The organism is Croceifilum oryzae, from assembly GCF_030814315.1.
Lineage (GTDB): Bacteria > Bacillota > Bacilli > Thermoactinomycetales > Thermoactinomycetaceae > Baia > Baia oryzae.
In genome coordinates this window covers 89,102-113,926 of the sequence record NZ_JAUSUV010000010.1, presented here as the reverse complement: position 1 = coordinate 113,926, position 24,825 = coordinate 89,102, and the positions used below count along the sequence as shown (strand labels likewise).

The following is a 24,825-nucleotide window of genomic DNA, read 5'->3' as shown; positions in this document are numbered from 1 at the left end:
ACAATTTGGAGGAGTGCGGTAGTCAATAGATCTCTTTAAAGTGATTGGTTGCAAATTGAAAATAAGTTTGCATATAATATGCTTATTGACATCTTTACAACTATGTCTGTGATTGGGAAGAGTAATCTAGGAAGCCTATCTCTAGAGAACCGGGTCAGGTGAAAGCCGGTATAGGAATAGTAGATGAACATGGCCCATGAGACTTTCCTTCTGAACACGAGTCTAAATGACTGGTTTAAGTAAGTGGGAACGCACACCAGCGATAACGGGTTGACCAGAGCGTATAGGCATGGGTAAATGTTCTATACGAAAATTGGGTGGTACCGCGTGATTCCAATCTCGCCCCAAATGGAGGGGTGGGATTTTTATTTTTTTATGTAGAAAAAGGAGTTTTTTAGATGGAAAAACAAAAAACGTATTATATTACAACCCCAATTTATTACCCAAGTAGCAAGTTGCATATCGGGCATACCTATACAACGGTGGCTGGCGATGTGATGGCGCGATATAAGCGGCTCAGAGGGTATGACGTCATGTATCTGACAGGAACGGATGAGCACGGACAAAAGATACAACGGAAAGCAGAACAGGTGGGCAAGACTCCGCTTGAGTTTGTAGATGAGATTGTAGCAGGGATCAAGGAACTATGGAGTAAACTGGACATTTCCTATGATGATTATATCCGTACAACGGAGGATCGCCATAAAAAAGTGGTACAAAAGATTTTCCAACGATTCTTGGATCAAGGAGACATCTATCTAGGTGAGTATGAGGGCTTCTACTGTGTGGATTGTGAAGCGTTTTTCACGGACAGACAATTAAAGGATGGAAACTGTCCAGACTGTGGTCGCCCAGTTAATAAAATTAGAGAGAAAAGCTATTTTTTCCGTATGAGCAATTATGCGGATCGGCTGGTTCAATATTATGAAGAGCATCCAGAGTTTATCGAGCCTATTTCGCGGAAAAATGAGATGCTTCAAAACTTTATTAAGCCTGGTTTAGAAGATCTTTGTATTTCTAGATCTACTTTTAGCTGGGGAATTCCTCTGCCTAACGATCCAGAGCAAGTGATGTATGTTTGGTTGGATGCATTGTCCAATTACATTACTGCAATCGGTTATGAAGCGGATGAAGAATCCTTACGACATAAATTTGCTAACTATTGGCCAGCAGATGTCCATTTGATCGGCAAGGATATCGTTCGTTTCCATAGTATTTATTGGCCTATTTTCCTGATGGCGCTTGATCTTCCGCTACCTAAGAAAGTTTTTGCTCATGGCTTTTTCTTGGTAAATGGAGACAAGATGTCTAAGTCGAAGGGGAATGTGATTGATCCGGTTTCATTGATTGATCGATACGGTCTAGATGCATATCGTTATTTTCTTTTACGTGAGGTTCCGTTTGGACAAGATGGGGTCTTTACGCCGGAAGCGTTTGTGGAGCGTGTAAATGCAGATCTCGCCAACGATCTCGGAAATTTACTACATCGGACTCTTACAATGGTAGAAAAGTACTTCGACGGTGTGATCCCGGCTTATGTAGAAGAGGGAACTCCTTATGATGCGGAGTTACAAGCACTCGTGCATCAAGTGGTGACGCGTTTTGAAAATGCAATGGAGAATCTCCAATTTTCAGTGGCTCTATCTGCGCTGTGGGAGGTAGTGCGTGCAGGAAACAAATACATTGAGAATAATGCTCCGTGGAATCTAGCTAAAGATCCAGCCAATCACTCTGTCCTTGGCTCTGTTTTATACTCTTTGTTAGAAGTGGTCCGGATTGTAAGTGTTTGTATCCAGCCATTCTTAGTAAAGACACCTCTTTTCATCTGGGAGCAGATAGGGATACAGACAGAGGAAGAGAAGAAGTGGGAAAGCGTTCATCAGTTTGGGACACTTTGTTCAGGTGTACCGATTCATAAACAAAATCCAATCTTTCCTCGTTTAGACGGCAAAGTAGAAGTGGAGGCAATCGTGCAAATGATGAAAGATACAGCGGCACAGCATAAAGGAATCGATCAAGCGGAATCTGGAGCAGGAACGAAGCAAGAGGTAGTGGAAGTACAAGATGACTTCATCAGCATTGATGAGTTTATGAGAGTAGAGTTAAAAGTGGGCGAGATTCTCGAGGCAGAGCCAGTAAAGGGTGCGAATCGTCTTCTTAAGTTGCAATTGGATCTTGGAACTGAGAAGCGTCAAGTAGTCTCTGGGATTGCTGAGTTTTATCAGCCACAGGATGTTGTGGGGACGAAGGTGATTGTCGTAACCAATTTGAAGCCAGTCAAATTACGGGGTGAGCAATCGGAAGGCATGATTCTAGCGGCGAAAGAAGGAGAGAGGTTAGTGCTGTCTACTGTCTCTGCTGATATTCCGAATGGTACACGTGTAAAATAAAAGAGTGTAAGAGCAGGAGGATAATAGATGGCAGGGGAGAATAGGACACTTCGTGAATGGATCATGGCGGCTTTTGTGGCTACAGCGATTTTACTTATCTGTCGATATATCTTTTTCGCACCTTATCAAGTAAAAGGTGAATCGATGTATCCGACATTGAAGGGGAATGAGCTTTTGATCGTCAACAAGTTCATTTATAAGATCAAGGAGCCCAAATATGGAGAAATCGTCGTTTTCCACTCTAAGGAAGAGAAGGATTTTATTAAGCGGGTGATTGGTCTACCTGGTGATCATATTAAAATTACCAACGGGAAGTTATTTCGTAATGAAAAAGAAGTAGGCGAGTTATACATTGCTAATAAAATAGATCCAAGTACCTCTTTCGAAGAAGTGGTCGTGCCCAAAGGAGAAATCTATGTGTTAGGCGATAATCGCCCTCACAGTGAGGATAGCCGTGCCATTGGTCCGGTTGATGAAAAAGAAGTTGTCGGCCGAGCTGAGCTTGTTCTAATGCCATTTAGCCAAACGCAACTACTCGAACCATAACAGTCCGTGGAGGACTGTTTTTCCTTTAGAGAGGATGACTAACATGATTTTTGACACACATACACACCTAAATGATAAACAGTTTGATTTAGATCGCGAAGAAGTGATTCGCCGTGCTAGAGAAGAGTACGGGGTCAGCTGGATGTTAAATGTAGGTTTTAACAGAGAGACGATTCAGTCCTCTATCGAGCTGGCGGAGAAATATGACTTCATTTATAGTGCGGTAGGCTGGCATCCGACAGATGCAATCTACTACCAAGAAGAGGATCTCGTCTATCTACGCGAATTAGCTACACATCCAAAGGTTATAGCATTGGGTGAGATGGGGTTAGACTATCACTGGGATACTTCCCCGAAAGATGTACAAGCACATGTTTTTAAAGAACAGATCAGGCTTGCACGGGAAGTACAACTCCCTATTATTATTCATGATCGAGATGCACACGAAGATGTGATTCGTATTCTGCGGTCTGAACATTCTGCGGAAGTAGGCGGCGTATTACATTGTTTCGGGGGCGACGAGGCGATTATGGAAGCGGCTCTCGAAATGAATTTTTACATTGGACTGGGAGGTCCTGTTACGTTTAAAAATGCAAAACTTCCTAAAGAAATCGCTCGTTTAGTGCCAGAGGATCGTCTGTTACTAGAGACGGACTGTCCGTACCTAGCGCCACATCCGTTCAGAGGAAAAAGGAACGAAACTGGCTATGTACGGCTTGTTGCTGAGCAAATTGCTGAGATCCGAGGGATTACGGTGGAGGAGCTTGCTCGGATTACAACGGATAATGCGATGAGATTATTTCGGATTCCAAACACTACTGACTAGCCTAAATTAGGATAAAAAGAGTTGTGGCATATACTAGGATCAGAGCCGGGAGAGTCTGTTCGACACAGCTCAATACCGATCCAGCAGGGAAGCAGAACTGTCCGCTCCGCGATCCTTCGCCGGGGCAGGTGCAAAACTCGCACAGAACGCTCAAGCATGTTGCACCAAAAAGCGCCCCATGCTATGGATCTCTACGCTAAGTAGGATTTCTAACATCGCACGCAATGGTCGAACAGATTCTCCCTTCTCTTAATCTAATTTGGTTCATCAACCATCCAATCTGTAGATGTTTAGAAGTCTGGATGGTAGATAGCTAACTACTATGATCCACGTTTTTTCAAAAGAGGCAGTAAGCAGATTTATAGGATAACCAGCAAATGGATTTGGAATAGGGTCAGATATATGACCCGGGACAAACTCCATGGTCTACTTCATAACAAGCCCTGTCATTAGAGAAGAGGCTGAATGTTTTTCCTAGATTCTTTCTGGATTATTCATAAATAGATAGTGATAGATCTCCTAATATCAACTTACATCGTTTTGTAAAGGTTGTGTAAAAGACATTGTCAGAGGTTCAGATACATGAAATGATCGTGGTAGAAGGCAGAAATGATACCGTTACCATTAAACGTGCCGTGAAAGCGGATACCATTGAAACAAGAGGCTCGGCGATTGGAAAAGAAGTAATTGATCAAGTGCGCCGTGCCCAATCAAAGAGAGGCGTCATAATATTTACAGACCCTGATTATGCAGGGGAACGAATTCGTCGAGTGATATCGCAAGAAGTCCCTGGAGTGAAACATGCTTTCTTACCACAAGATAAGGCGAGAGGTCGGAAAAAGATCGGGATTGAGCATGCAAAATGTGAGGATATCCGCGAAGCATTGCTCCATGTTAGAAGTGACATAGGCTATGAGCAAGTAGAATCCATTTCATGGGAAGACTATATTGATATGGGGTTCACAGGCTTTCCTGATTCGGGCTATTTGCGTCAGAAAGTAGCGGATCGCTTAGGGATTGGGTTTGCGAACGCTAAAAATTTTTATCAGCGGCTTCATGCTTTGCAGGTTTCAAAAGAAGAACTGATTAGCACCTGGTTACAGGTAAGAGAGGAACTAGAGGATGTCACATAGAACGATTTCACAAAATACAAAGCAAATCCTTGCCAAATATAAACTCGGCTTAAAAAAAAGCTTAGGACAAAACTTTTTAACAGATGATCGGGTGTTAGAGCGAATTGTGGATGCGGCGGACTTGGATGAACATGCGGGTGTCATTGAAATTGGTCCGGGAATTGGCGCTCTCACCGAACGTTTAAGTGAACGTGCTAAGAAAGTAGTTGCTGTGGAGTTAGACCAACGTCTAATTCCTGTACTACGGGAAATCTTTGAGAAGCAGTCGAATATAGAAGTGATTCATGGTGATGCTTTGAAAGTTGACTTCCATACGATTATTTCGGAAAACTTTGGGGAATGTAATAGTATTCACGTTGTGGCAAATCTACCTTACTATGTTACTTCACCAATTTTGATTCGTTTATTAGAAGAGAGACTTCCTCTCCAAAATATCGTAATCATGATTCAAAAAGAAGTGGCGGATCGCCTAGTAGCGAAACCAGGGACCAAGGACTACGGATCGCTTAGTGTTTTGGTTCAATATTACACAGAAACCTCGCTCGTTACCAAAGTCCCGAGCCATGTATTTGTGCCAAGGCCCAATGTGGATTCTGCTGTTGTCAAGCTATCAAGACGAGAGGCACCTGCTGTGAACGTATCGAATGAAGGTTTATTCTTTAAAATAGTAAGAGCATCCTTTGCCCAGCGTCGAAAAACACTATTAAACACACTCCATTCCCAGCTTTTCTCTCATTTGGCGAAATCAGATGTGGCGGACTTTTTGACTCAAGTAGGAATCGATCCACAGCGAAGAGGAGAAACCTTACATCTAGCTGAATTTGCAGTTTTAACAGAAGCATGGGAGCGTTTTTCTCAAGGAAGGTAGTGTGATTCGAGTTCCTTGACTCAAATTTGGAGGGATACTTGTGAATTTTTATCATCCACGAAGGGGTAAATGTAGCTTCGAGGAAATGATGTCTGAGATTCAGAAGTATGTGCGGGAAGATCCTAACTCGGAATATAAGTTGATGATAGGGACCGACTCGATGACCCGTTATAAAGAGACTGTTTTTGTAACAGCAATCATCATACAAAGAGTTGGAAAAGGGGCGCTTTTCTTCTATACAAAGCGAACACATAGTCAGATGAAGGAATTACGTTATCGAATCTATCGAGAAACCGAGTATAGTTTGACTTGTGTTGATCTATTGAAAGAGCACGGATTCTTCCGTATGTTTTCTGATATTCCGATGGAAATTCATTTGGATATCGGGCAACAGGGAGAAACGCGTAAGGTAATTCAAGAGGTGGTTGGCTGGGTCACGGCAGTTGGATATCAAGCGAAAATTAAGCCAGAATCCTATGCAGCATCTGCTGTAGCGGATCGATTTACACGATAAAAAATATGATTGACAAAAGGTTTTGTTCACTGCTATAATACCTAATTTGACTTCACGCCTCATTTGTTATATAATCTTCTACAAGTGAGGTGGTCGAATTTATGGGCAAAAATGCTCTATCTGAAATCAAGCTGACTCTGGATAGCTTTATTGGAGAAAGAATCCGATTAAAAGCGAACAGTGGACGCCGTAAGACCATTGAACGTACGGGTATATTAGAAGAAACATACCCTTCCGTTTTTATTGTGAAGTTAGATGAAGATCAACACGCCTTTGAACGCGTTTCATACAGTTATGCGGATATACTGACGGAATCAGTAGAGTTGAAAGTTTTTCAAAATGACCAACTTGTTCCAGTTAAGTACATCAGAGCTACTCAATAATCGGACAAGACCCCTGTGGTCTTGTTTTTTTTACATAAATGGCAGTGACACATCAGATACTATGAGTACCCTATTGTCTACTTGAATCATAGAGGAGGAATGGATCATGTCACGTCGAGGTGTAATGTCCGAGTCCTTTAAGGTCGAATTAGCAAAAGAGCTAGGGTTTTATGATGTTGTGCAGCGTGAGGGTTGGGGCGGTATTAAAGCGAGTGATGCAGGCAACATGGTCAAACGTGCAATCCAGATCGCGCAGGAGCAACTAGTTCGAAAGCCATAATCGAAAACAGGTAAGGCTTAGGGTAGCTGGGGAGTAATCCTCGGCTTTTCTTTTTTCATTTCGGGTATGGGATTACCGTGGTACAATAGGATCATCAGATACATTCGGAAGAGAAATGAACAAGGTGCTGGGGGGAAGAGAAATGTACACATCAGAAAAAGCACCCGCTAAGATCAATTTAACCTTGGATGCACTCCGCAAACGCCCAGATGGCTATCACGATTTAGAGATGGTGATGACAACCGTTGATTTGGCTGACCGAATCGACCTAATGGATCTACCTTACTCAGGAATTACGCTTGAAAGTACATCAGGCCTCGTTCCACAAGATGAGCGGAATCTGGCTTACCTTGCAGCGAAGTTACTACAACAAAAAACAGGTATTGATCGCGGTGTGAAGATAAAAATTTATAAACATATTCCAGTAGCAGCAGGACTCGCTGGGGGGAGTAGCGATGCGGCAGCGACTCTGCGAGGATGTAATCGTTTATGGAATCTAGGCTTATCATTAGAAGAGCTGGCTGAGATCGGGGCTGAGATTGGTTCGGATGTACCGTTTTGTATCTACGGAGATACAGCTATTGCAGAAGGTCGAGGGGAGATCCTGACTCCGATACTATCCCCACCTAGTTGTTGGGTGGTGCTTGCAAAACCAACGCATGGTGTTTCAACAGGAGATGTGTTTGGAAAACTTCAAGTGGATAGAATTACGACACATCCAAATACAGGAGCCATGATTGATGCGCTACAAGCTAATTCATATGAAAATGTAATTGCGAATCTAGGAAATGTCTTAGAGCCCGTTACGATCGGCTTATATCCTGAAGTTTATAAGATCAAACAAAAGATGGAACAATTCGGTGCCGACGGGGTCTTAATGTCCGGAAGTGGACCTACCGTGTTTGGTTTGGTACGAAAGGAATCCCGAGCTAAGAGAATTGTAAATGGTCTTCGAGGCTTCTGTGATCAAGTGTTTGCAGTGCGAATGTTAGGGGTTTAATTTGAGTCTACACTTGATTAAACCCGTACATAATGGTATATTTCCGTCATGATATTCGGATTTTCGGAGGTATTTTGATGGAAAAAGAGAAATGGAAGCGGAGTGCGAGGCTAGTAGATCTAACGAATCAACTACTCTCTCAACCTTACAAGCTGATCCCGCTGACAATGTTTGCGAAGAGATATCAATCTGCTAAATCGTCTATTAGCGAAGATCTAACGATTATTGATGAAGTCTTCCGTAATGAAGGTAGCGGTGAATTAGAGACAGTAGCAGGAGCTGCTGGTGGAGTTCGTTATATCCCGAAACTGGATTTGGCACGTACAGAAGAAATTTTAGCGAATCTATGTGTACAACTGGCAAAACCAGAGCGAATTTTACCAGGCGGCTTCTTATATATGTCCGATCTTTTGGGGAATCCCACCTTGCTCAGTGAAGTAGGTCGGATTTGGGCCACTTTATTTGCAGGTGTAAAGATCGATGCCATCCTGACAGTCGAGACCAAAGGAATCCCCTTAGCCTATGCCGTGGCAAATTATCTACGAGTTCCGGTGGTTATAGCTCGTTATGATTATCGAGTTACAGAAGGATCGGTTGTAACCGTTAACACTGTTTCAGGTTCCAGCGGTAAATTAAAGCCACTTTCCTTATCGAAGAGAAGCCTTCCTCAAGGATCGCGTGTCCTGATTATCGATGATTTTATGAAGGCGGGCGGAACGATTCGTGGTTTGCAAGATCTATGTTTCGAGTTTGAAGCGACCGTTGTTGGAGCAGGAGTCCTCGCCGAATCCCACGTCCCCGGGCGACTCGTAGACGATTTTGTCTCCCTCATCAGTGTGTCTGAGATTCACGAACGAGATCGCACGCTTCGAGTAGAGATAGGGAACCTATTTAAAGATAAGTTTGTTGAGTAATGGGAGATCACAGGGGTGAAGTGGAAGCAGAAAGAACCAAGAGCAGGAGTCCTTTTATGCTTTCGGTTTATTGTTTTTAGCTAGCAAGTGGAAAAAGGCTAGGGGCAATGTATCTGACCATTGCGAGGTTAGTGAGTCTGCTTAGCGAAGTCATTTGAAGCTAGGGCGTTTTGTGGCAATGTTTGAGCGTTCTTTGCGAGTTTTGCCACTTGCCCTTGCGGAGAATGATGGAGCGGACTTCTCTGTTTCTTCGCTGACTCACTATTTGAGCTTTGGGCAGATACATGCCCCGGTCTATATCAAGTATCTCAGCAACTAATCCACTAATAGTTCCTACTAATTGGAATTCGAACACGCTTTAACCTCAATGAACCTACTTAACAAATAAACAATGAACCAAGAGAAAGGCTGAGAAGAATATGCAAAAAATTGCAACGAAAAAAGCCCCTCAAGCGATTGGTCCTTATGTACAAGGAATGATTGTAGGAGATATGATCTTTACATCCGGACAGATTCCTTTGACTGCTGAAGGAGAACTGGTTGCAGGTGGGATCGTGGAACAGACGCACCAAGTCCTGCGCAATGTGGGAGCAGTCTTGCAAGAAGCAGGAGTGGGGCTAGAGCAAGTAGTGAAGACTACATTATTTATTAAAGATATGAACCAGTTCCAGATGATTAATGAAATTTATGCAGAGTACTTCATAGAGCATCGCCCAGCACGGTCGTGTGTAGAAGTAGCCCGTTTGCCAAAGGATGTCTTGATTGAGATGGAAGTAATCGCGGTTAAGAAGTAGCACAACATTTTATTTGCATCCCCATTTCGAGAAAAAATTTTACCTTAATCCCATTTTTTAGCAGGAAATAAACGATCCATCTCGAAATGTAGAACTATGTCATCTTTGGAAATGGGTGGTGTATCAGGATGCAAATTACAGATGTGCGTCTCAGAAAAGTAAATCGAGAAGGTAGAATGCGTGCGATTGCTTCAATAACGATTGATAGTGAATTTGTAGTACATGATATCCGTGTGATTGATGGAAATAATGGGATGTTTGTTGCAATGCCGAGCAAACGTACTCCTGATGGGGATTTCCGCGATATTGCACATCCAATCTCCCCTTCGAGCCGTGAAAAAATCGAAGCTGCTGTATTGGAAGTGTATAATCGGACGGAAGATCCAGTGGACATGGTAGCAGTTCCAAGTGCAATGACCATGGATGCATAAATGGGTAAATGGTATAGATATGATCGAAAAAATCATCCTAAATAAGGATGATTTTTTGTCGTCTAAGCGGACAAGGATTCGTTGGTTGCAATCATGTATACTTTGGGATATATTCAGGAAGGAAGTTTGCTAGGAAACGGGGGCATAAATCGAGTATGCAGAATCTCTTTGCGGTGATCTTAGCAGCAGGGAAAGGTACAAGAATGAAGTCCAAAACACACAAAGTACTTCACCCTGTTTGTGGAAAACCAATGGTACAGCATGTAATTGATCAATTACATGCGATCGGTACATCGAAAACGATTATGGTAGTGGGTTATTTAGGCGAAACAGTAAAAGCGAATTTATCTTCTGGAGTATTATTTGCCCAGCAAGAACAACAATTGGGAACGGCTCATGCGGTTATGCAAGCAAAGCCATTACTCCAAGATGCACAAGGTACAACAATTGTTTTAAATGGAGATCATCCTCTTTTTACAAAGGAAACGCTACAAAAACTGGTTGAGACCCATCAAAAATCAGGGGCTGCAGCAACGGTTTTAACGGCGCATATGCAGGATGCTTCAGGTTATGGACGGGTTGTCCGCTATGAAGACGGAAGTGTAGAGCGTATTGTCGAGCATAAAGATGCTACTGATGATGAGTTGCTCATTCAAGAGATAAATACAGGTACTTTCTGTTTTGATAATCAGAAATTGTTTGCTGCTCTAGAAAAAGTAGATAATCATAATGCGCAAGGTGAATATTATCTTCCGGATGCTCTCTCGATCTTACGTGAAAGTGGAGAGAGAATTAGTGCAGAAGTGATTCAAGATGTAAATGAAGCGATGGGTGTAAATGACCGCTTGCAGTTAGCAGAAGCTGAGAAGTTAATGCGTGAACGAATTCTTCGTGGGCATATGTTAAATGGAGTTACGATTGTTCATCCTGAAAATACATATATCGAAGCGGATGTAGTCATTGGTGAAGATACCGTTATTGAACCAGGTTGTTTTTTACGTGGGAAAACGGTTATCGGGGAATCCTGCCAGATTGGACCAAATGCGGACTTACAGGATGTTTCCGTGGCAGACTCTAGTAAAATATCTTATACCGTGATACATGAGAGCTTGATTGAGAAGAATGTAAATGTAGGACCTTTTGTATATGTGCGTTCAGGTACAAAGCTAGCTGAAGAGGTAAAAGTAGGCTGTTTTGTTGATTTGAAAAAGGCTGAGCTAGGGTCTGGGACTAAAGTGTCTCATTTAGCGTATGTTGGTGATGCCGAAGTTGGCGAGAATGTAAATATTGCTTGTGGTGTAGTAACAGTAAATTATGATGGGCTTCGAAAGCACAAGACGACGATTAAAGATGATTCTTTTATCGGCTGTAATGTGAATTTAGTGGCTCCTGTTACACTGGAGAAGGGTGCTTATGTAGCAGCAGGCTCTACCATCACAGACCGTGTCCCAGAGGATTCATTTGCGATTGCAAGACAGCGTCAAGTAACGAAAGAAGGCTATGCCAAGCTCCTTATGGAAAAGATTAAAGATAGTAACAAGTAAGCAGGAATTCGGAGGCACTCATCACATGTCAGTTAATCGCTCACGTTTACAGATATTTAGTTGTAACTCAAACCCTGATTTGGCGCAGAGAATTTGTGATCATATTGGTATTCCCCTTGGAGATGCTCAAGTTGGAAAGTTTAGTGATGGAGAAATCCATATTAAGTTGAATGAAAGTGTTCGTGGTTCGGATGTGTATGTGATCCAATCCACATGTAACCCTGTCAACCAACACCTGATGGAAATGTTAGTGATGGTAGATGCACTGAAGCGGGCATCTGCGGGGACGATTAATGTTGTACTGCCATACTATGGTTATGCGAGACAGGATCGTAAAGCGCGTGCTCGTGATCCGATTACGGCGAAGCTAGTGGCGAATTTAATTGAGACAGCAGGTGCAAATCGAGTCATCACGATGGATCTCCATGCTACCCAGATTCAGGGCTTTTTTAATATCCCTGTCGATCATCTGCTGGGCGTGCCGATTTTAGCAGAATATTTCCGGAGTAAAAATCTGGAGGATGTGGTCGTAGTTTCTCCAGACCATGGGGGCGTGATTCGTGCTCGTCGCTTGGCGGAGCGCCTGGAAGCTCCGATCGCGATTATCGATAAGCGTCGTCCAGAGCCCAATGTGTCCGAAGTGATGAACATTGTGGGCGATGTGAACGGAAAAACAGCTATTATTATTGATGATTTAATCGATACGGCAGGAACGATTACGTTGGCGGCTAATGCGATTTTGGACCAAGGTGCGAAAGAAGTGTTTGCTTGCTGTACACATCCTGTGTTTTCGGGTCCGGCGCTTTCTCGCATCCGTGAAGCGAGTATCACGGAGATGGTGGTAACGGATACCATTCCACTTCCAGGAGATAAAATGTTGGATAAGACGAAAATTCTATCGGTCGCTCCGTTAATAGGCGAGGCCATCATGCGTGTTCATCATGAGCAATCAGTAAGTAAGCTTTTCGACTAAGGTTTGTAGAGATGGCACAACTTCTTAGAGGGGTTGTGCTATTTTTACATAGAGAAATGAGGGGGAGAATATGAAGTTAATCGTAGGTTTAGGGAATCCAGGAAAGAAATACGAGTCTACACGCCATAATATTGGTTTTTGGGCGATTGACCGATTAAGTGAGCGCTGGGGAATCCCGCTAAACAAGGAAAAATGGAAGGGAATCATCGGAGAAGGGATGGTACGAGGGGAGAAAGTAATCCTATTAAAACCGATGACCTATATGAACTTATCAGGTGAATCGATTCGCCCGGCTATCGACTGGCTCAAGATGGATATAGAGGATCTGGTTATCATCTATGACGAGATGGATCTACCTCTCGGAGAAGTGCGCCTACGTACGAAAGGAAGCGCCGGAGGTCATAACGGGATGAAGTCGACCATCGCTCATCTAGGGACTGATCAGTTTAAACGAATTCGTCTCGGAATTGGCAGACCGATTTCGCTTGCAGTGCCAGACTATGTGCTATCGCCGTTTTCGAAGGAAGAGATGCCCTTTGCTGAAGATGCTGCCGATCGTGCATCCCAAGCAGTTGAGACATGGGTGGAGGAATCATTTTTATTAGCTATGAATCGATTTAATGGATGAGATAAGAATACATCTTCCTCTAACGGCAATACTAAGACCAAATTGATTTCCTTAAGGGGGAGATCTACTTGGCTTGGGAATATGTTTGCCCGCATTGTCAGTTGGTTCAAGGACGCTTTGAGCAAAGCCAAGTGTCTGATGTACAACTGGGACTGGATCAGTTGACCCCAGAAGAATGGCAGGATATAATAACCAATGATGAAGATGGTACGAATCGGATTTGGGTAACCTGCGACACATGTCAGCAGGTTTTTGACCAATATCCAGAGCGAACCGTGTTACCCCACCTCTATTCTTAATGGCTGGATGGGGTTATGGGTCATGAAAAGATTTTCAGATAAATCCGAAAAAACAGCCTTGGCGATCGCAAACTGAGGCTTCTTTTTTCTAGAATTTAATGGAATATGAGGAGGAACACTGTGGGACCGCTCGTCTATCTGATGGAACAAGATCGAGATTTCCAGTCAACCTTAGTAGGGCTGGAACAGGGCTTTAGAGAACAGCTGGTAACCGGATTAACGGGAACGGCGCGTTGTGTATACATAGCGGCGCTCTACCAAAAGACGAAACGCCCGCTTCTTTTGGTTGCGCACAATTTGAACCAAGCACAAAAAATGGTGGAAGACCTCCAAGAGTTATTGCCAAAGGAAGAAGTTCTTCTTTATCCAGCAAATGAATTAGTAACAACGGAAATTGCATTGGCAAGTCATGACACACTGCCTGAACGGATTGATGTATTGTCAAAACTTTCAAAAGGATTTCACGGAGTCTTAGTTGTTCCTTTTTCGGGACTTCGGAAGTTATTCCCCTTGAAGAAGATTTTTGAAAGAAGTCATATTGAGATTGAAGTGGGAGCAAACTTGCCGATTGATCCGTTAGTGGAGCAATTGGTGAATTTGGGTTATGAACGTGTTGAGTTGGTAGAAAAGCGTGGGGAATTTAGTGTTCGTGGTGGGATTGTGGATATCTATCCTGTACCCTTTGTAGATCCTGTTCGGATTGAGTGGTTTGATGATGATGTGGATTCGATCCGTACGTTCCATGTAACTTCACAACGATCTGTGGAAAAAGTAAATTCAATTACGGTTCCCCCTGCTCGTGAGCTATTTGCCAGTCCAAACATATTGAAGCAGTCTGCAGAGCGAGTAGATGAGATACTGCAAGAGCGATTGAAAAAAGTTCAAGATGAAACCTTGCGTGAGAAACTTAAGGAGCAGATCGGTTGGGATGTAGAACAGCTTCGTCAAGGGATGATGGTGACGGGGATTTATAAGTATATTTCTCAGATTTACCCTGACTATCATAGTTTAATTGATTATATGCCTGCGGATACATGTATTGTTTTAGATGAACCGATGCGAATTGTGGAGAGCGCTCGTCAGATGGAGCGTGAAGAAGGGGAATGGCAGACGGCTTTGTTGCAACAGGGAGAGTTTTTGCCTCAGTTAAAGGTCTCGCTTTCGTTTGATGAAGTGGTTTCCCATACTAGGCATCCTCGAGTGTATCTCTCTTTATTTATGAGACAGATTTCGGGTGCACAACCTCAAAACATCGTCCAATTCATTTGTAAAGGGATGCAGCAATTCCACGGTCAAATGCATGTTTTGAAGGCAGAATGGGAACGTTTTGTCAAATCGAATTACCGGGTAATCTTTACAGCCAGTAGTGGAGAGCGTCTCGATCGACTGGAAAGAGTTCTCTCTGATTATGGGATGGATGTGCATCGGGATAATTCAGAACAACCTCCTTTGCCAGGTAAGCCGGTTGTCCGTTTGCATGCGCTTCAAAGCGGGTTTGAATTGGGTTCGATGCGACTGGTCGTGATTACAGAGAGTGAGGTATTTACTCAAAAGCAACGACGCCCTCGTCGATCTACGAAATTGGATCACGCTGAAAAGATTAAGGATTATCAGGATTTAAAGCCGGGAGATTATGTGGTACATGTCAACCACGGGATTGGTCGTTATATAGGGATTGAAACGCTAAATGTGGGGGGACTACATAAAGATTATCTCCATATTCAATATGCGAGTAATGATAAGCTCTATGTACCTGTTGAACAGATTGATCTGGTTCAAAAGTACGTGGGTGCAGAAGAGAAAGCGCCTAAGGTGTATAGTTTAGGTGGTAGTGAATGGAGTAAGGTAAAGAATAAAGTTCGTACCTCTGTACAAGATATCGCGCAGGATTTAATCGAGTTATATGCACAGCGCCAAGAAGCAAAAGGATATTCTTTTCCAAAAGACTCATCACTGCAACGGGATTTTGAAGCGATGTTCCCTTATGAAGAGACACCTGACCAACTGCGCTCCATTGAAGAGATCAAGAAGGATATGCAGAGTAGTCAATCGATGGATCGACTCTTGTGTGGAGATGTAGGTTATGGGAAGACGGAAGTGGCTGTGCGGGCGGCTTTTAAGGCGGCAATGGATGGGAAGCAGGTGGCTTTACTCGTTCCGACGACGATTCTGGCACAACAGCATTATGAAACGTTTCGCGAGCGGTTTTCTGATTTCCCGGTGCAAGTTCGGGTGATGAGCCGTTTTCGTTCACGGAAGGAACAGAAAGAGACATTGGATGGTTTGAAGAACGGGATCGTCGATATCGTCATTGGCACGCATCGATTACTCTCTAAAGAGATTCATTATAAAGATCTCGGACTGCTTATTATTGATGAAGAACAACGATTTGGTGTCAAACACAAGGAAAAGATTAAACAACTCAAACATAATATTGATGTCTTAACACTTACTGCTACCCCAATTCCGCGTACACTTCACATGGCGATGATGGGGGTAAGGGATCTCTCTGTCATTGAAACCCCGCCAGAGAACCGGTTCCCAGTACAGACCTATGTCTTAGAGTATTCAGGTGCCTTAGTGAGGGAAGCGATTGAGCGCGAGATGGCGCGAGATGGACAGGTGTATTTCCTCTACAATCAGGTTCACAATATCGACCAGATGGCCGAACAGATTCGTATGTTGGTTCCAGAAGCACGCGTGGCGATTGCCCATGGTCAGATGAATGAAAATGAGTTAGAAAAAACGATGCTCGACTTCCTAGATGGTGAGTACGATGTCTTGGTGAGTACGACGATTATTGAGACGGGAGTCGATATTCCAAACGTGAATACGCTTATTATTCATGACGCAGATAAGATGGGGCTATCACAGTTGTACCAGCTACGAGGTCGTGTAGGTCGTTCCAATCGGATTGCGTATGCCTACTTCACGTATCAGAGAGACAAAATTTTATCGGAAACCGCTGAAAAACGTCTACAAGCGATTAAAGAATTTACTGAGCTAGGATCTGGGTTCAAGATTGCGATGCGAGATCTATCAATCCGTGGGGCAGGGAATCTGCTCGGGGCCGAACAGCATGGACACATTGCTACGGTTGGTTTCGAACTGTATAGCCAGATGCTAAAAGAAGCTGTCGCCGAAATCCAAGGGAAGATCCCAGTGGAAGAAAAAGAGATTCAAATTGAGATGAGTGTAGATGCGTATCTACCTTCTGATTACATTCGTGATGAGAAACAAAAAATTGAATTGTATAAAAAGATTCGTGCTGTTACAGAGCTAGTCGCAGTGGTAGAGTTAGAAGAGGAAATGGAAGATCGCTTTGGTGATTTGCCTGAACCTGTACAAAACTTGCTCAAGGTTGCCAAAATCCGTGCTTATGCCATTCAATATGGGATGGAGAGCATCGAACAAAAAGGCACAGAAATTACTTTGCGATTACGGGAAGAAGAAAATCAACGAATTGATGGGCAGAAGTTATTTAAGATTGCCCAGAACTTTCCAGGTCGAATTCGGCTTGCGGCAGGGCAAAAGATTGGGATAACATTTAAAATGGCAGGTCTGTCTACTCGTGCTGTTCTAGAAATGATTGAACAGTTTCTGATACAATATGAGACAGTACCTAAAATGAGAGGGGCCGAATCAAATGTCACAGTTCCGAAAGCGTAGATGGATTGCAGGGTTTATCGCCCTTGCACTTGTCTTATCATCATTAGTAGCAGCATGTACTTCTAAAAAAACCGAACCCGAAAAGAAGCCAGATGCAGCGGATCAAGCCATGAAGCTTCCTGAGTTTAAACCTTTTGATACTAAGAGTACCAAGGTAATCGCTGAGTATGACGACGGAAAAGGAAAAGTAGTAGAGGGCAAGTTTAATACTTTCTTAAATGTCGTTGCCTTCCTGCAACCTCAAACTGCTCCAGGACTTGCTGATCCGAAAGCAAAAGAAGAGATGCTAAAGAATTATGCGAGCTTCCACTTTGTAGCTGACAAAGACCCGAGTAAAAAAGGCGATTTTGTGAAAAAAGCGGAAGATAATTTTAAGAAAGATGAGCCCGAAGTTCTGAAGATGTATCAAGCATCAGGGAGTAAAGCGAAATCAGTGGATGAGGTTTTAAAAGAAAGAGGCACTACACGTGAGGACCTTAAAGAGATCCTTGGATTACTCTCACAACGCGAAGATTATATCTATAACAACTTCGACTATGTAGATGCTAAAATAAATCACATCTTGATTGGTCTTGAGCTTCCAGAGGGTAAGAAAAGAACGGATGAGGAAGCGAAAAAACGTGCTTTAGAAGTAAAGCAGAAGCTAGACAAGGGTGGAGATTTCAAAGCGCTTGCTAAGGAATTCTCTGACGATCCAGGTTCGAAAGAAAATGCAGGTGCTTATGAAGGAGCTACAGGTCAGTTTGTAGCAGAATTTAAGAAGGCGGCAGAAACGCTTCCTTTAAACAAAATTAGTGATCCAGTAAAAACAGATTACGGCTACCATGTTATGAAAGTAACAGAGCGTGCTACGAAGAAGCTAAAAGATGTTAAGGATGAACAAAAGCGTGCTCAATATGCGGGACCCGCTTTTGAACAGTTTCTGAAAGACTTTAAGGTAAAAATCCTATAGTTTGATTGAGCAAACAGTGAAAGAAGCATGCGCTTTAAGGCTTTTGTTCAGGTGTAAAGAAACGCCTCTAGATGTTTCATTCTAGGAGGCGTTTTTTTATTTGTGTACAATCACTTTTTCGATATTTATACATTGAACCTTTTGGAATAAATAATGGAAAGCAGTCTCATACTATGGGCGTAGGATGGTAAGTCAAGGAATGATTGAATCTTTATAGGAAAGAGAGGCAATATTTTCTATGAAAGCAACCGGCATCGTTCGCCGGATCGATGATCTCGGGCGTGTGGTGATACCCAAGGAAATACGCCGTACCCTTCGAATCCGTGAGGGAGATCCTTTGGAAATATTCGTCGATCGTGATGGAGAGGTAATTTTAAAAAAATACTCACCCATCGGTGAACTTAGTAACTTTGCACAAGAGTATACAGAAGCTTTGTATGAAAACTTGCAACATACTACGCTTATTTGTGATCGAGACAACGTGATTGCAGTAGCAGGAGCATCGAAAAAAGAATACTTGGAAAAGCCTATAGGTGAAATAGTGGAGTTAGCGATGGAGCACCGCCGCCCTCAAACGGATACTTCACAAAGTACAGCTGAAATTTTAAAAGGAAGCCCTGAAGAGTATCATTCTTATATTATCGTCCCTATTATTGCAGGTGGAGATCCCATTGGGGCCGTCATCCTAATCTCCAAGAAGGATGGTGCGAGGATTGGTGACATGGAAGCCAAATTAGCAAGTACTGCCGCCTCATTTCTCGGGAAGCAAATGGAACAATAGGTTTGGAGAAACGCCCTATATCTAACCGGATAGGGTGTTTTTTTGTGTATAATGGAGGACATGTACAAAGAAAGGCGGAGCGGAGATTGTGGAGAAGTCATTTATTAAAGGGGCCACTATTCTAGGCTTAGCAGGACTTATTTGTAAAATACTAGGGGCAATATACCGGATTCCGTATCAAAATATTACAGGAAACGAAGGTATGTACGTGTACCAACAAGTGTATCCGCTATTTAGTACCTTGATCATATTGGCCACTGCTGGCTTTCCGCTTGCGATTTCGAAAATGGTATCCGAACGGGTTGCGGTAGGTGATGAAGCAGGTGCCAAACAAGTGTATCATGTATCATCAATTGGTTTATTAATAACAGGTGTGTTCTTTTTCTCACTTTTATTTTTTGGTGCACCTTGGTTTGCGCAGTGGATGGGGAATGAAGCGATGTTGACTTTGCCGATCGAAACGGTTTCGTTTGCATTGTTGGTCATCCCAGTCATGGCTGCGGCTAGAGGATATTTTCAAGGATATCAAGATATGATGCCGACAGCTGTTTCGCAAGTGATTGAACAGTTTGTGCGGGTTTGTACGATCTTAATTCTTTCTTATCTTATGATTACGCTTGGGTATGGTCCTGTTTATGCCGGGGCTGGTGCTGTGTTTGGTTCGTTTACGGGCGCAGTAGCAGGTTTTATCGTTCTTCTTGTTTATATGAGGAAGCAGGGGGTTGAACGGGCAACGAGATTAGATGTAAAAACAAAGCAACCGATACAAGGAAAACGAAAAGTATTAAAAGAGGTATTTCTGATTGCTCTCCCGATTTGTCTGGGATCATTGGTATTACCGTTATATCAATTAGTGGATTCCTTTACAGTGGCCAATATTTTGGAGCAGGCGAAGGGGGAAGACTTTGCCATTGCTCAGAAAGGAATTTATGATCGTGGGCAACCTCTAATTCAATTCGCCTCCTTTTTTGCGGCGGCTATTTCACTATCGCTTGTGCCATCGATTGCAGATCTACGGGCACGCGGTGAGGTGAAGAAGGCAGAGGAACGAGCCCGTTTGGCGCTACGGCTTACGTGGATGTTAGGATTGCCTGCTTCGATTGGGTTGTTCATTATAGCAGAGCCGGTAAATGTCATGTTATTTGAGGATTCTGCTGGTTCTACTGCTCTTGCGATCTTGGCTTTTTCGGCTTTTTTCTCTACATTAGGGGTTACATCCGTTGGGATACTTCAGGGTTTTGGAAAGCTATATTTACCCGTTCTTTTCTTATTTTTGGGCTCGATTTTGAAGATAGGACTGAATTATAGTTTGATTCCTCAGATGGGGATTGAAGGAGCGGCTTGGGCTTCTGTGTTGGCTTACGCGCTTTCTACCTATTTGACTCTGCGAGCCTGTTGGAAGCAGTTTACTGGTAAAATGGGTAACAAAGGAGCTCAGATCCAAAGTGGTGTACTAACGATTTTCTTGTTAGTTGTTAGTACGAAAGGAGTTCTCTATATTCTACAATGGGGATTTGGAGAGAACCATGGTCGAGTGAGTATGACGCTTATTTCCCTGATTACTGTGATAGTAGGCGTGTTGGTATATATCTTTGCGCTATTTCGTTTTCATCTGATTCCAGATGAGGACTTGGCACAACTTCCGAAACTACAATCTATGTTGAATAAATTTCGTTGGCTAAGAAGATAAAAAGGTGGTGTGAGTGATGAAACATACAATTACAATCGTAGGGTTAGGCTTTGGGGACGAGACAAGCCTAAATATGGGTACGTGGAATCGATTACAGAGTGCCGCTGCCATTTGGCTCCGAACCGAAAAACACCCAGTTGTAGATTGGATGAAGAAACAAGGAGTTCACTTTCATTCGTTTGATGAGGTTTATGAAAAGCATCATCAATTTGAAGAAGTTTATGAAGAAATCGCTTCCCAATTAATCAGGTTGGCGAAAGAGTATCAGCAAGTGGTGTATGCAGTTCCCGGGCATCCGATGGTTGCGGAGCGTACAGTTCAGATCTTGCTAAAAGAGCAAATGGAATCAGGGATTGAAGTAGAGATCATAGGTGGCGGAAGCTTCTTGGATGCCGCTTTTGCAAGGCTACAGATCGATCCGATCGAAGGCTTTCAAATGGTGGACGGTAACGATTTGCAAGCGAATCAATTGAATCCGCGTATGCATATACTGGTAGGACAAGTATATGACCGATTGGTTGCTTCGGATGTAAAGCTAAGCCTCATGGAGGTGTATCCAGCTGATCACACCGTCATAATCGGGACTGCGTTAGGGATTCCGGACTTAGAGAAGATCGTGGAAGTTCCTCTATTTGAATTGGATCATGAGGATTCATTTACAGACTTATCGACGGTGTATGTACCGCCTGTTCTAGGGAATGCGCTATACAGACAGTTTGATTACTTAGTGGAAATCATTGAAACATTGCGTGGTCCTGATGGCTGTCCGTGGGATCGAAAACAGACGCATGAGAGCCTGCGCCCTTATTTGATTGAGGAAGCATATGAAGCAATCGAAGCGATCAATAATGGGGACGAAGACTCATTAGCGGATGAACTAGGGGATGTATTGCTTCAGGTACTTCTTCATGCCCAAATCGGACGAGATGAAGGAACGTTTGATATTCGTGATGTGATTGAAAATTTGAGTGAGAAGATGATTCGTCGTCATCCACATGTATTTGGCAAAACGAAAGTGACAGATTCGGAACAAGTGGTTTCAAACTGGCAAGAGATTAAAAAACAGGAACGCGGGGAATATGCACAAGAAGATGAGTCTGTTTTGTCAGGAGTCCCAAAAGAATATCCAACAATCTTAAAGTCGTTTGAGATGCAAAAGAAAGCGGCCAAGCTCGGTTTTGATTGGGATTCCGTAGATGGCGTTCTAGCGAAAGTGCGTGAGGAATTAGAAGAAGTGGTACAAGCACAGAGCCAAGAAGAGCGGGAAGAGGAGTTAGGTGACTTATTATTTTCACTCGGCTCGTTGGCACGATGGCTGCAAGTCGATCCGGAACAAGCGCTGATTCGCGCGAATCAAAAATTCCTGTACCGTTTCTCTTATTTGGAGAAAAAAGCGAGTGAGCTAGGACAGCCTATTCAAGAGATATCGATGGAACAGCTTGATGCATGGTGGAATGAAGCCAAGCATGTTTGATGCTCGATCAGTACACCAAACGCATGTTTGGCAGGATTTTAAGTAGGTAGACAGAAAAACTCTGTTATCCCTCCAAACATGCGTAGACGAATATAGGGGAGACATATAGATGCGTTTAGATAAGTTTTTAAAAGTATCCCGTTTGGTTAAGAGAAGAACGTTAGCCAAAGAGGTATGCGACCAAGGAAGAGTGAAGGTAAACGGGAAAGTAGTGAAAGCAGGGGCGGTTGTGGCAGTAGGGAATGAAATATCCATTCGTTTTGGCCAAAAAGTCGTGACAGCAAAAGTACTGCGCTTGCTTGAACATGTGAGGAAAGAAGAAGCAGATACTATGTATGAGGTCATCAAAGAGGAACAAGTGGCGGATTCCGGTAAGGTTGATGCTGAAGGCGAAGACGAGTTCTAATCTTGTCCTCCCCCCCATAATATGTACCATAAAGGGGGCGTGTTAGATGGAGGAACGAAGACAGCGACCTCATGAAATTGTCTGTAAGAATCGAAACATGCTTGAAGTGAGCGGAGTAGTAGGCGTGGAAAGCTTTGATAGCGAGGAATTTTTGCTGGAAACGGATTGCGGTTACTTGGGAATCCGGGGACGTGAGCTTCATATCAAAAATCTAGACCTCATGTCTGGAATGGTAGTGATTGAAGGGCAGTTTGATGATATTAGTTATCTAGATGCCAATACGCCCCCATCCGAACGGCAGAAAAACTTGTTAGGTAGGTTATTTAGGTGACACTACATACTCAGTATCTGACCATGTTTCTCATGCTAGGTTCTGGTTTTTGTTTAGGTGTTATCTTAGATACCTATCGGGTATTAAAAGGACGATTCCACATCCGTGGTTGGGCCGTGTCACTGATTGACTTGCTATATTGGTTCGTTTGTAGTGGTTTAGTATTTAGCGTACTCTTCTGGAGTAATTGGGGAGAGCTTCGTTTCTACATTTTTCTGGCCATTATACTGGGTGTTTTCCTCTATTATCAATGGCTGAGCAAGATCATGACACGTCTGATTGAGACATGTATCCGTGTGATAGAATGGATTATTCAATTCCACATTAAAACCGTCCAAATGATTGTGATTCGCCCTATTCTGTTTACGATTCACCTCATCCGTAAACTTCTTTTGTTCGTACTTCAACTTTTTTGGAAGATGCTCCAGATTTTCCTTCGCCCTCTTCTATGGTTATGTAGCCCCATTACGAAGCGAATTGAACCTCATGTACGTCCTTATATCAATCGAGGAATCCTGCTGGGGAAGAAGTGGCTAGAAAAATGGAGACAGCGTAAGAAAAAGGATGATTCAGAATGACTCAACATCGTAATAATTCGAAAGTACTTACCTTTCGTCAACCAACAACCGATACACAAGATCTAGCTTTCGCAACTTCAGCACATACTCCCATTCGGAAACTTCATCCAAAAGCAAAAAGGCGCCGGCTTATCTGGCTAATAAGTGCGATCCTATTTTTTATTTGGTTTGGAGTACAGCTCGTGATCCAACAGATGAAAATTTGGGATCGTGAGGATATACTGGTGAAGAAGTCTCAAGAGCTGGAAACGCTTAGACAGGAATCCCAGCGGCTGGACCAGGATTTGCAAAAGCTAGAGGATCCAAAGTATCTTCTAGAGCAAGCACACCGATTAGGTTATGGTAAGAAGAACGAACAGAACTTTGAAATGGAACACGAATAGACCTTGACCAACTCCCGCCAAATGGGAGTTTTATTTTACCTGCGGAATCCCTAGCGAAAAAGTTTAGATAAACAGTTGACAATGTTGCTTTATATGTAATAGAATTAAGCATGTTGTTAGCAGATACAATCATAATGTCGCGGGGTGGAGCAGTGGTAGCTCGTCGGGCTCATAACCCGAAGGTCGCAGGTTCGAGTCCTGTCCCCGCAACCAAATATGGCGGTGTAGCTCAGCTGGCTAGAGCGTACGGTTCATACCCGTGAGGTCAGGGGTTCGAGCCCCTTCGCCGCTACCAAATGGTAAGAGAGGAGAAGGCGGGAAGCTCCCTGAAAAGGGAACGGATTCCGTCTTTTTTTCATGGCTTTAAAAACGAAATGATTTCATGTGGATGTAAAATACATATGAAGGAAGTAGGAGTTCGTGTGGATGTCATAATTAAAAAAATTAAGTTTACCACCATTAACAAGACATACACCGAACTAGTCCGTGACTGGCGCGGCAGGTATTGTTTTGCAACGCAGTATGCAAACCCAGATGGAAAACGAATTTTCCTTACTTACTATTTTGTTCGCAAAGGATATACGATTTCAAAAGTTTTTCATCGGAATGGGGAGTTTCTTTACTATTATTGCGATGTGATGCAAATGCACCAGACAGGGCGATTACGTTACGTTATGGTTGACCTTTTATTTGATCTAATCGTACATCCAGACGGCCATTATGACCTGATTGATATAGATGAATTTGCGGACTCCCTAGAAAAAGGACATTTGAAGAAGCGGCAACAGGTGCATGCACTGCGAACATTGGATCAGATGATTCAATTGCAGACAGACGGCAAGCTGATTCCTTCGTTTATCCAAGATGCGAAGATGTTCCCGGTACCCCCTGCGCCGAATAAAAGACGTGTGTAGCTGAAACTCGACAAACCTTCCATGTTCAGGGCGAGTAATAAGAAGATTTGTCGGATGAACCGCGACATCCTTTGGATTTGACAAGATGCGACGATAAAACCCTAACTTGTACACTCTATGTACA

General features: G+C 43.2%; 26 protein-coding genes, 2 tRNA genes, 1 pseudogene and 1 other annotated feature. All 29 genes and pseudogenes read left to right on the top strand.

The window, feature by feature from the left end; genetic code table 11:
* The first annotated feature begins 99 nt into the window (after positions 1–99).
* Positions 100–350 (top strand) — a binding site (T-box leader).
* A gap of 48 nt (positions 351–398) precedes the next feature.
* The 29 genes and pseudogenes from metG to J2Z48_RS12085 all read left to right on the top strand — a co-directional run bounded on the left by metG (position 399) and on the right by J2Z48_RS12085 (position 24,701).
* Positions 399–2,390 (top strand): methionine--tRNA ligase, encoded by a 1,992-nt coding sequence (gene metG / locus J2Z48_RS12225; RefSeq protein ID WP_307253911.1) that lies wholly within the window; start codon positions 399–401, stop codon positions 2,388–2,390.
* A gap of 27 nt (positions 2,391–2,417) precedes the next feature.
* Positions 2,418–2,936, top strand: a complete 519-nt coding sequence (gene lepB, locus J2Z48_RS12220) for a signal peptidase I (protein ID WP_307253910.1) — start codon at positions 2,418–2,420, stop codon at positions 2,934–2,936.
* Positions 2,937–2,979: 43 nt separating this feature from the next.
* Entirely contained in the window at positions 2,980–3,762 is a 783-nt protein-coding gene (locus tag J2Z48_RS12215; protein WP_307253909.1) for a TatD family hydrolase, read from the top strand.
* 587 nt (positions 3,763–4,349) lie between these two features.
* A complete protein-coding gene (rnmV, locus tag J2Z48_RS12210; RefSeq protein WP_307253944.1) occupies positions 4,350–4,895 on the top strand; it encodes a ribonuclease M5 in 546 nt (181 codons plus the stop codon).
* On the top strand, positions 4,885–5,763 hold the full coding sequence (gene rsmA / locus J2Z48_RS12205) for a 16S rRNA (adenine(1518)-N(6)/adenine(1519)-N(6))-dimethyltransferase RsmA (RefSeq protein ID WP_307253908.1): 879 nt from the start codon (positions 4,885–4,887) through the stop codon (positions 5,761–5,763). Before rnmV ends, rsmA begins: the two co-directional genes overlap by 11 nt.
* Positions 5,764–5,803: 40 nt before the next feature.
* The gene (locus tag J2Z48_RS12200; protein ID WP_307253907.1) at positions 5,804–6,277 is read left to right on the top strand and encodes a ribonuclease H-like YkuK family protein; all 474 of its coding nucleotides are present in this window, start codon (positions 5,804–5,806) and stop codon (positions 6,275–6,277) included.
* 101 nt (positions 6,278–6,378) lie between these two features.
* Positions 6,379–6,660 (top strand): biofilm formation stimulator Veg, encoded by a 282-nt coding sequence (gene veg / locus J2Z48_RS12195; RefSeq protein ID WP_072333050.1) that lies wholly within the window; start codon positions 6,379–6,381, stop codon positions 6,658–6,660.
* A 103-nt stretch (positions 6,661–6,763) separates the two neighbouring features.
* On the top strand, positions 6,764–6,940 hold the full coding sequence (locus J2Z48_RS12190) for a small, acid-soluble spore protein, alpha/beta type (protein ID WP_307253941.1): 177 nt from the start codon (positions 6,764–6,766) through the stop codon (positions 6,938–6,940).
* Between the two features lie 142 nt (positions 6,941–7,082).
* Complete coding sequence (gene ispE / locus J2Z48_RS12185) at positions 7,083–7,940, top strand: 4-(cytidine 5'-diphospho)-2-C-methyl-D-erythritol kinase (RefSeq protein ID WP_307253905.1); 858 nt, start codon at positions 7,083–7,085, stop codon at positions 7,938–7,940.
* A 77-nt stretch (positions 7,941–8,017) separates the two neighbouring features.
* Positions 8,018–8,873, top strand: a pseudogene (gene purR, locus J2Z48_RS12180) (pur operon repressor).
* Positions 8,874–9,032: 159 nt separating this feature from the next.
* Positions 9,033–9,173 carry a hypothetical protein gene (locus J2Z48_RS12175; RefSeq protein ID WP_307253903.1) on the top strand — a complete coding sequence of 47 codons (141 nt, stop codon included), beginning with the start codon at positions 9,033–9,035 and terminating at the stop codon, positions 9,171–9,173.
* Between the two features lie 100 nt (positions 9,174–9,273).
* Positions 9,274–9,648 (top strand): RidA family protein, encoded by a 375-nt coding sequence (locus tag J2Z48_RS12170; protein WP_307253902.1) that lies wholly within the window; start codon positions 9,274–9,276, stop codon positions 9,646–9,648.
* Between the two features lie 128 nt (positions 9,649–9,776).
* Entirely contained in the window at positions 9,777–10,079 is a 303-nt protein-coding gene (gene spoVG, locus J2Z48_RS12165; protein WP_307253901.1) for a septation regulator SpoVG, read from the top strand.
* Between the two features lie 155 nt (positions 10,080–10,234).
* Positions 10,235–11,623 (top strand): bifunctional UDP-N-acetylglucosamine diphosphorylase/glucosamine-1-phosphate N-acetyltransferase GlmU, encoded by a 1,389-nt coding sequence (gene glmU, locus J2Z48_RS12160; protein ID WP_307253900.1) that lies wholly within the window; start codon positions 10,235–10,237, stop codon positions 11,621–11,623.
* Between the two features lie 25 nt (positions 11,624–11,648).
* The gene (locus J2Z48_RS12155) at positions 11,649–12,596 is read left to right on the top strand and encodes a ribose-phosphate diphosphokinase (RefSeq protein WP_307253899.1); all 948 of its coding nucleotides are present in this window, start codon (positions 11,649–11,651) and stop codon (positions 12,594–12,596) included.
* Positions 12,597–12,666: 70 nt separating this feature from the next.
* On the top strand, positions 12,667–13,224 hold the full coding sequence (gene pth, locus J2Z48_RS12150; protein ID WP_307253897.1) for an aminoacyl-tRNA hydrolase: 558 nt from the start codon (positions 12,667–12,669) through the stop codon (positions 13,222–13,224).
* A gap of 68 nt (positions 13,225–13,292) precedes the next feature.
* Positions 13,293–13,523: an anti-sigma-F factor Fin gene (locus tag J2Z48_RS12145; protein WP_307253896.1), complete on the top strand. Its 231-nt coding sequence runs from the start codon at positions 13,293–13,295 to the stop codon at positions 13,521–13,523.
* A gap of 141 nt (positions 13,524–13,664) precedes the next feature.
* Positions 13,665–17,192: a transcription-repair coupling factor gene (mfd, locus tag J2Z48_RS12140; protein ID WP_442342010.1), complete on the top strand. Its 3,528-nt coding sequence runs from the start codon at positions 13,665–13,667 to the stop codon at positions 17,190–17,192.
* On the top strand, positions 17,170–18,144 hold the full coding sequence (locus tag J2Z48_RS12135; RefSeq protein WP_307253893.1) for a peptidylprolyl isomerase: 975 nt from the start codon (positions 17,170–17,172) through the stop codon (positions 18,142–18,144). Before mfd ends, J2Z48_RS12135 begins: the two co-directional genes overlap by 23 nt.
* A 238-nt stretch (positions 18,145–18,382) precedes the next feature.
* The gene (gene spoVT, locus J2Z48_RS12130; RefSeq protein WP_307253892.1) at positions 18,383–18,925 is read left to right on the top strand and encodes a stage V sporulation protein T; all 543 of its coding nucleotides are present in this window, start codon (positions 18,383–18,385) and stop codon (positions 18,923–18,925) included.
* Positions 18,926–19,013: 88 nt separating this feature from the next.
* On the top strand, positions 19,014–20,615 hold the full coding sequence (locus J2Z48_RS12125) for a putative polysaccharide biosynthesis protein (RefSeq protein WP_307253891.1): 1,602 nt from the start codon (positions 19,014–19,016) through the stop codon (positions 20,613–20,615).
* A gap of 16 nt (positions 20,616–20,631) precedes the next feature.
* Positions 20,632–22,089, top strand: coding sequence for a bifunctional methyltransferase/pyrophosphohydrolase YabN (gene yabN, locus J2Z48_RS12120; protein ID WP_307253889.1), 1,458 nt, complete (start codon positions 20,632–20,634; stop codon positions 22,087–22,089).
* A gap of 109 nt (positions 22,090–22,198) precedes the next feature.
* Positions 22,199–22,495, top strand: coding sequence for a S4 domain-containing protein (locus J2Z48_RS12115; RefSeq protein ID WP_307253888.1), 297 nt, complete (start codon positions 22,199–22,201; stop codon positions 22,493–22,495).
* 46 nt (positions 22,496–22,541) lie between these two features.
* A complete protein-coding gene (gene yabP, locus J2Z48_RS12110) occupies positions 22,542–22,826 on the top strand; it encodes a sporulation protein YabP (protein ID WP_307253887.1) in 285 nt (94 codons plus the stop codon).
* On the top strand, positions 22,823–23,404 hold the full coding sequence (gene yabQ, locus J2Z48_RS12105) for a spore cortex biosynthesis protein YabQ (RefSeq protein WP_307253886.1): 582 nt from the start codon (positions 22,823–22,825) through the stop codon (positions 23,402–23,404). The genes yabP and yabQ overlap by 4 nt, the downstream gene beginning before the upstream one ends.
* Positions 23,401–23,787 (top strand): septum formation initiator family protein, encoded by a 387-nt coding sequence (locus J2Z48_RS12100; protein ID WP_307253885.1) that lies wholly within the window; start codon positions 23,401–23,403, stop codon positions 23,785–23,787. The genes yabQ and J2Z48_RS12100 overlap by 4 nt, the downstream gene beginning before the upstream one ends.
* A gap of 138 nt (positions 23,788–23,925) precedes the next feature.
* Positions 23,926–24,000, top strand: a tRNA-Met gene (locus J2Z48_RS12095).
* Between the two features lie 5 nt (positions 24,001–24,005).
* Positions 24,006–24,082 (top strand) — tRNA-Met (locus tag J2Z48_RS12090).
* 106 nt (positions 24,083–24,188) lie between these two features.
* On the top strand, positions 24,189–24,701 hold the full coding sequence (locus J2Z48_RS12085; protein ID WP_307253884.1) for a ribonuclease FAU-1 family protein: 513 nt from the start codon (positions 24,189–24,191) through the stop codon (positions 24,699–24,701).
* The last annotated feature ends 124 nt before the right edge of the window (positions 24,702–24,825 follow it).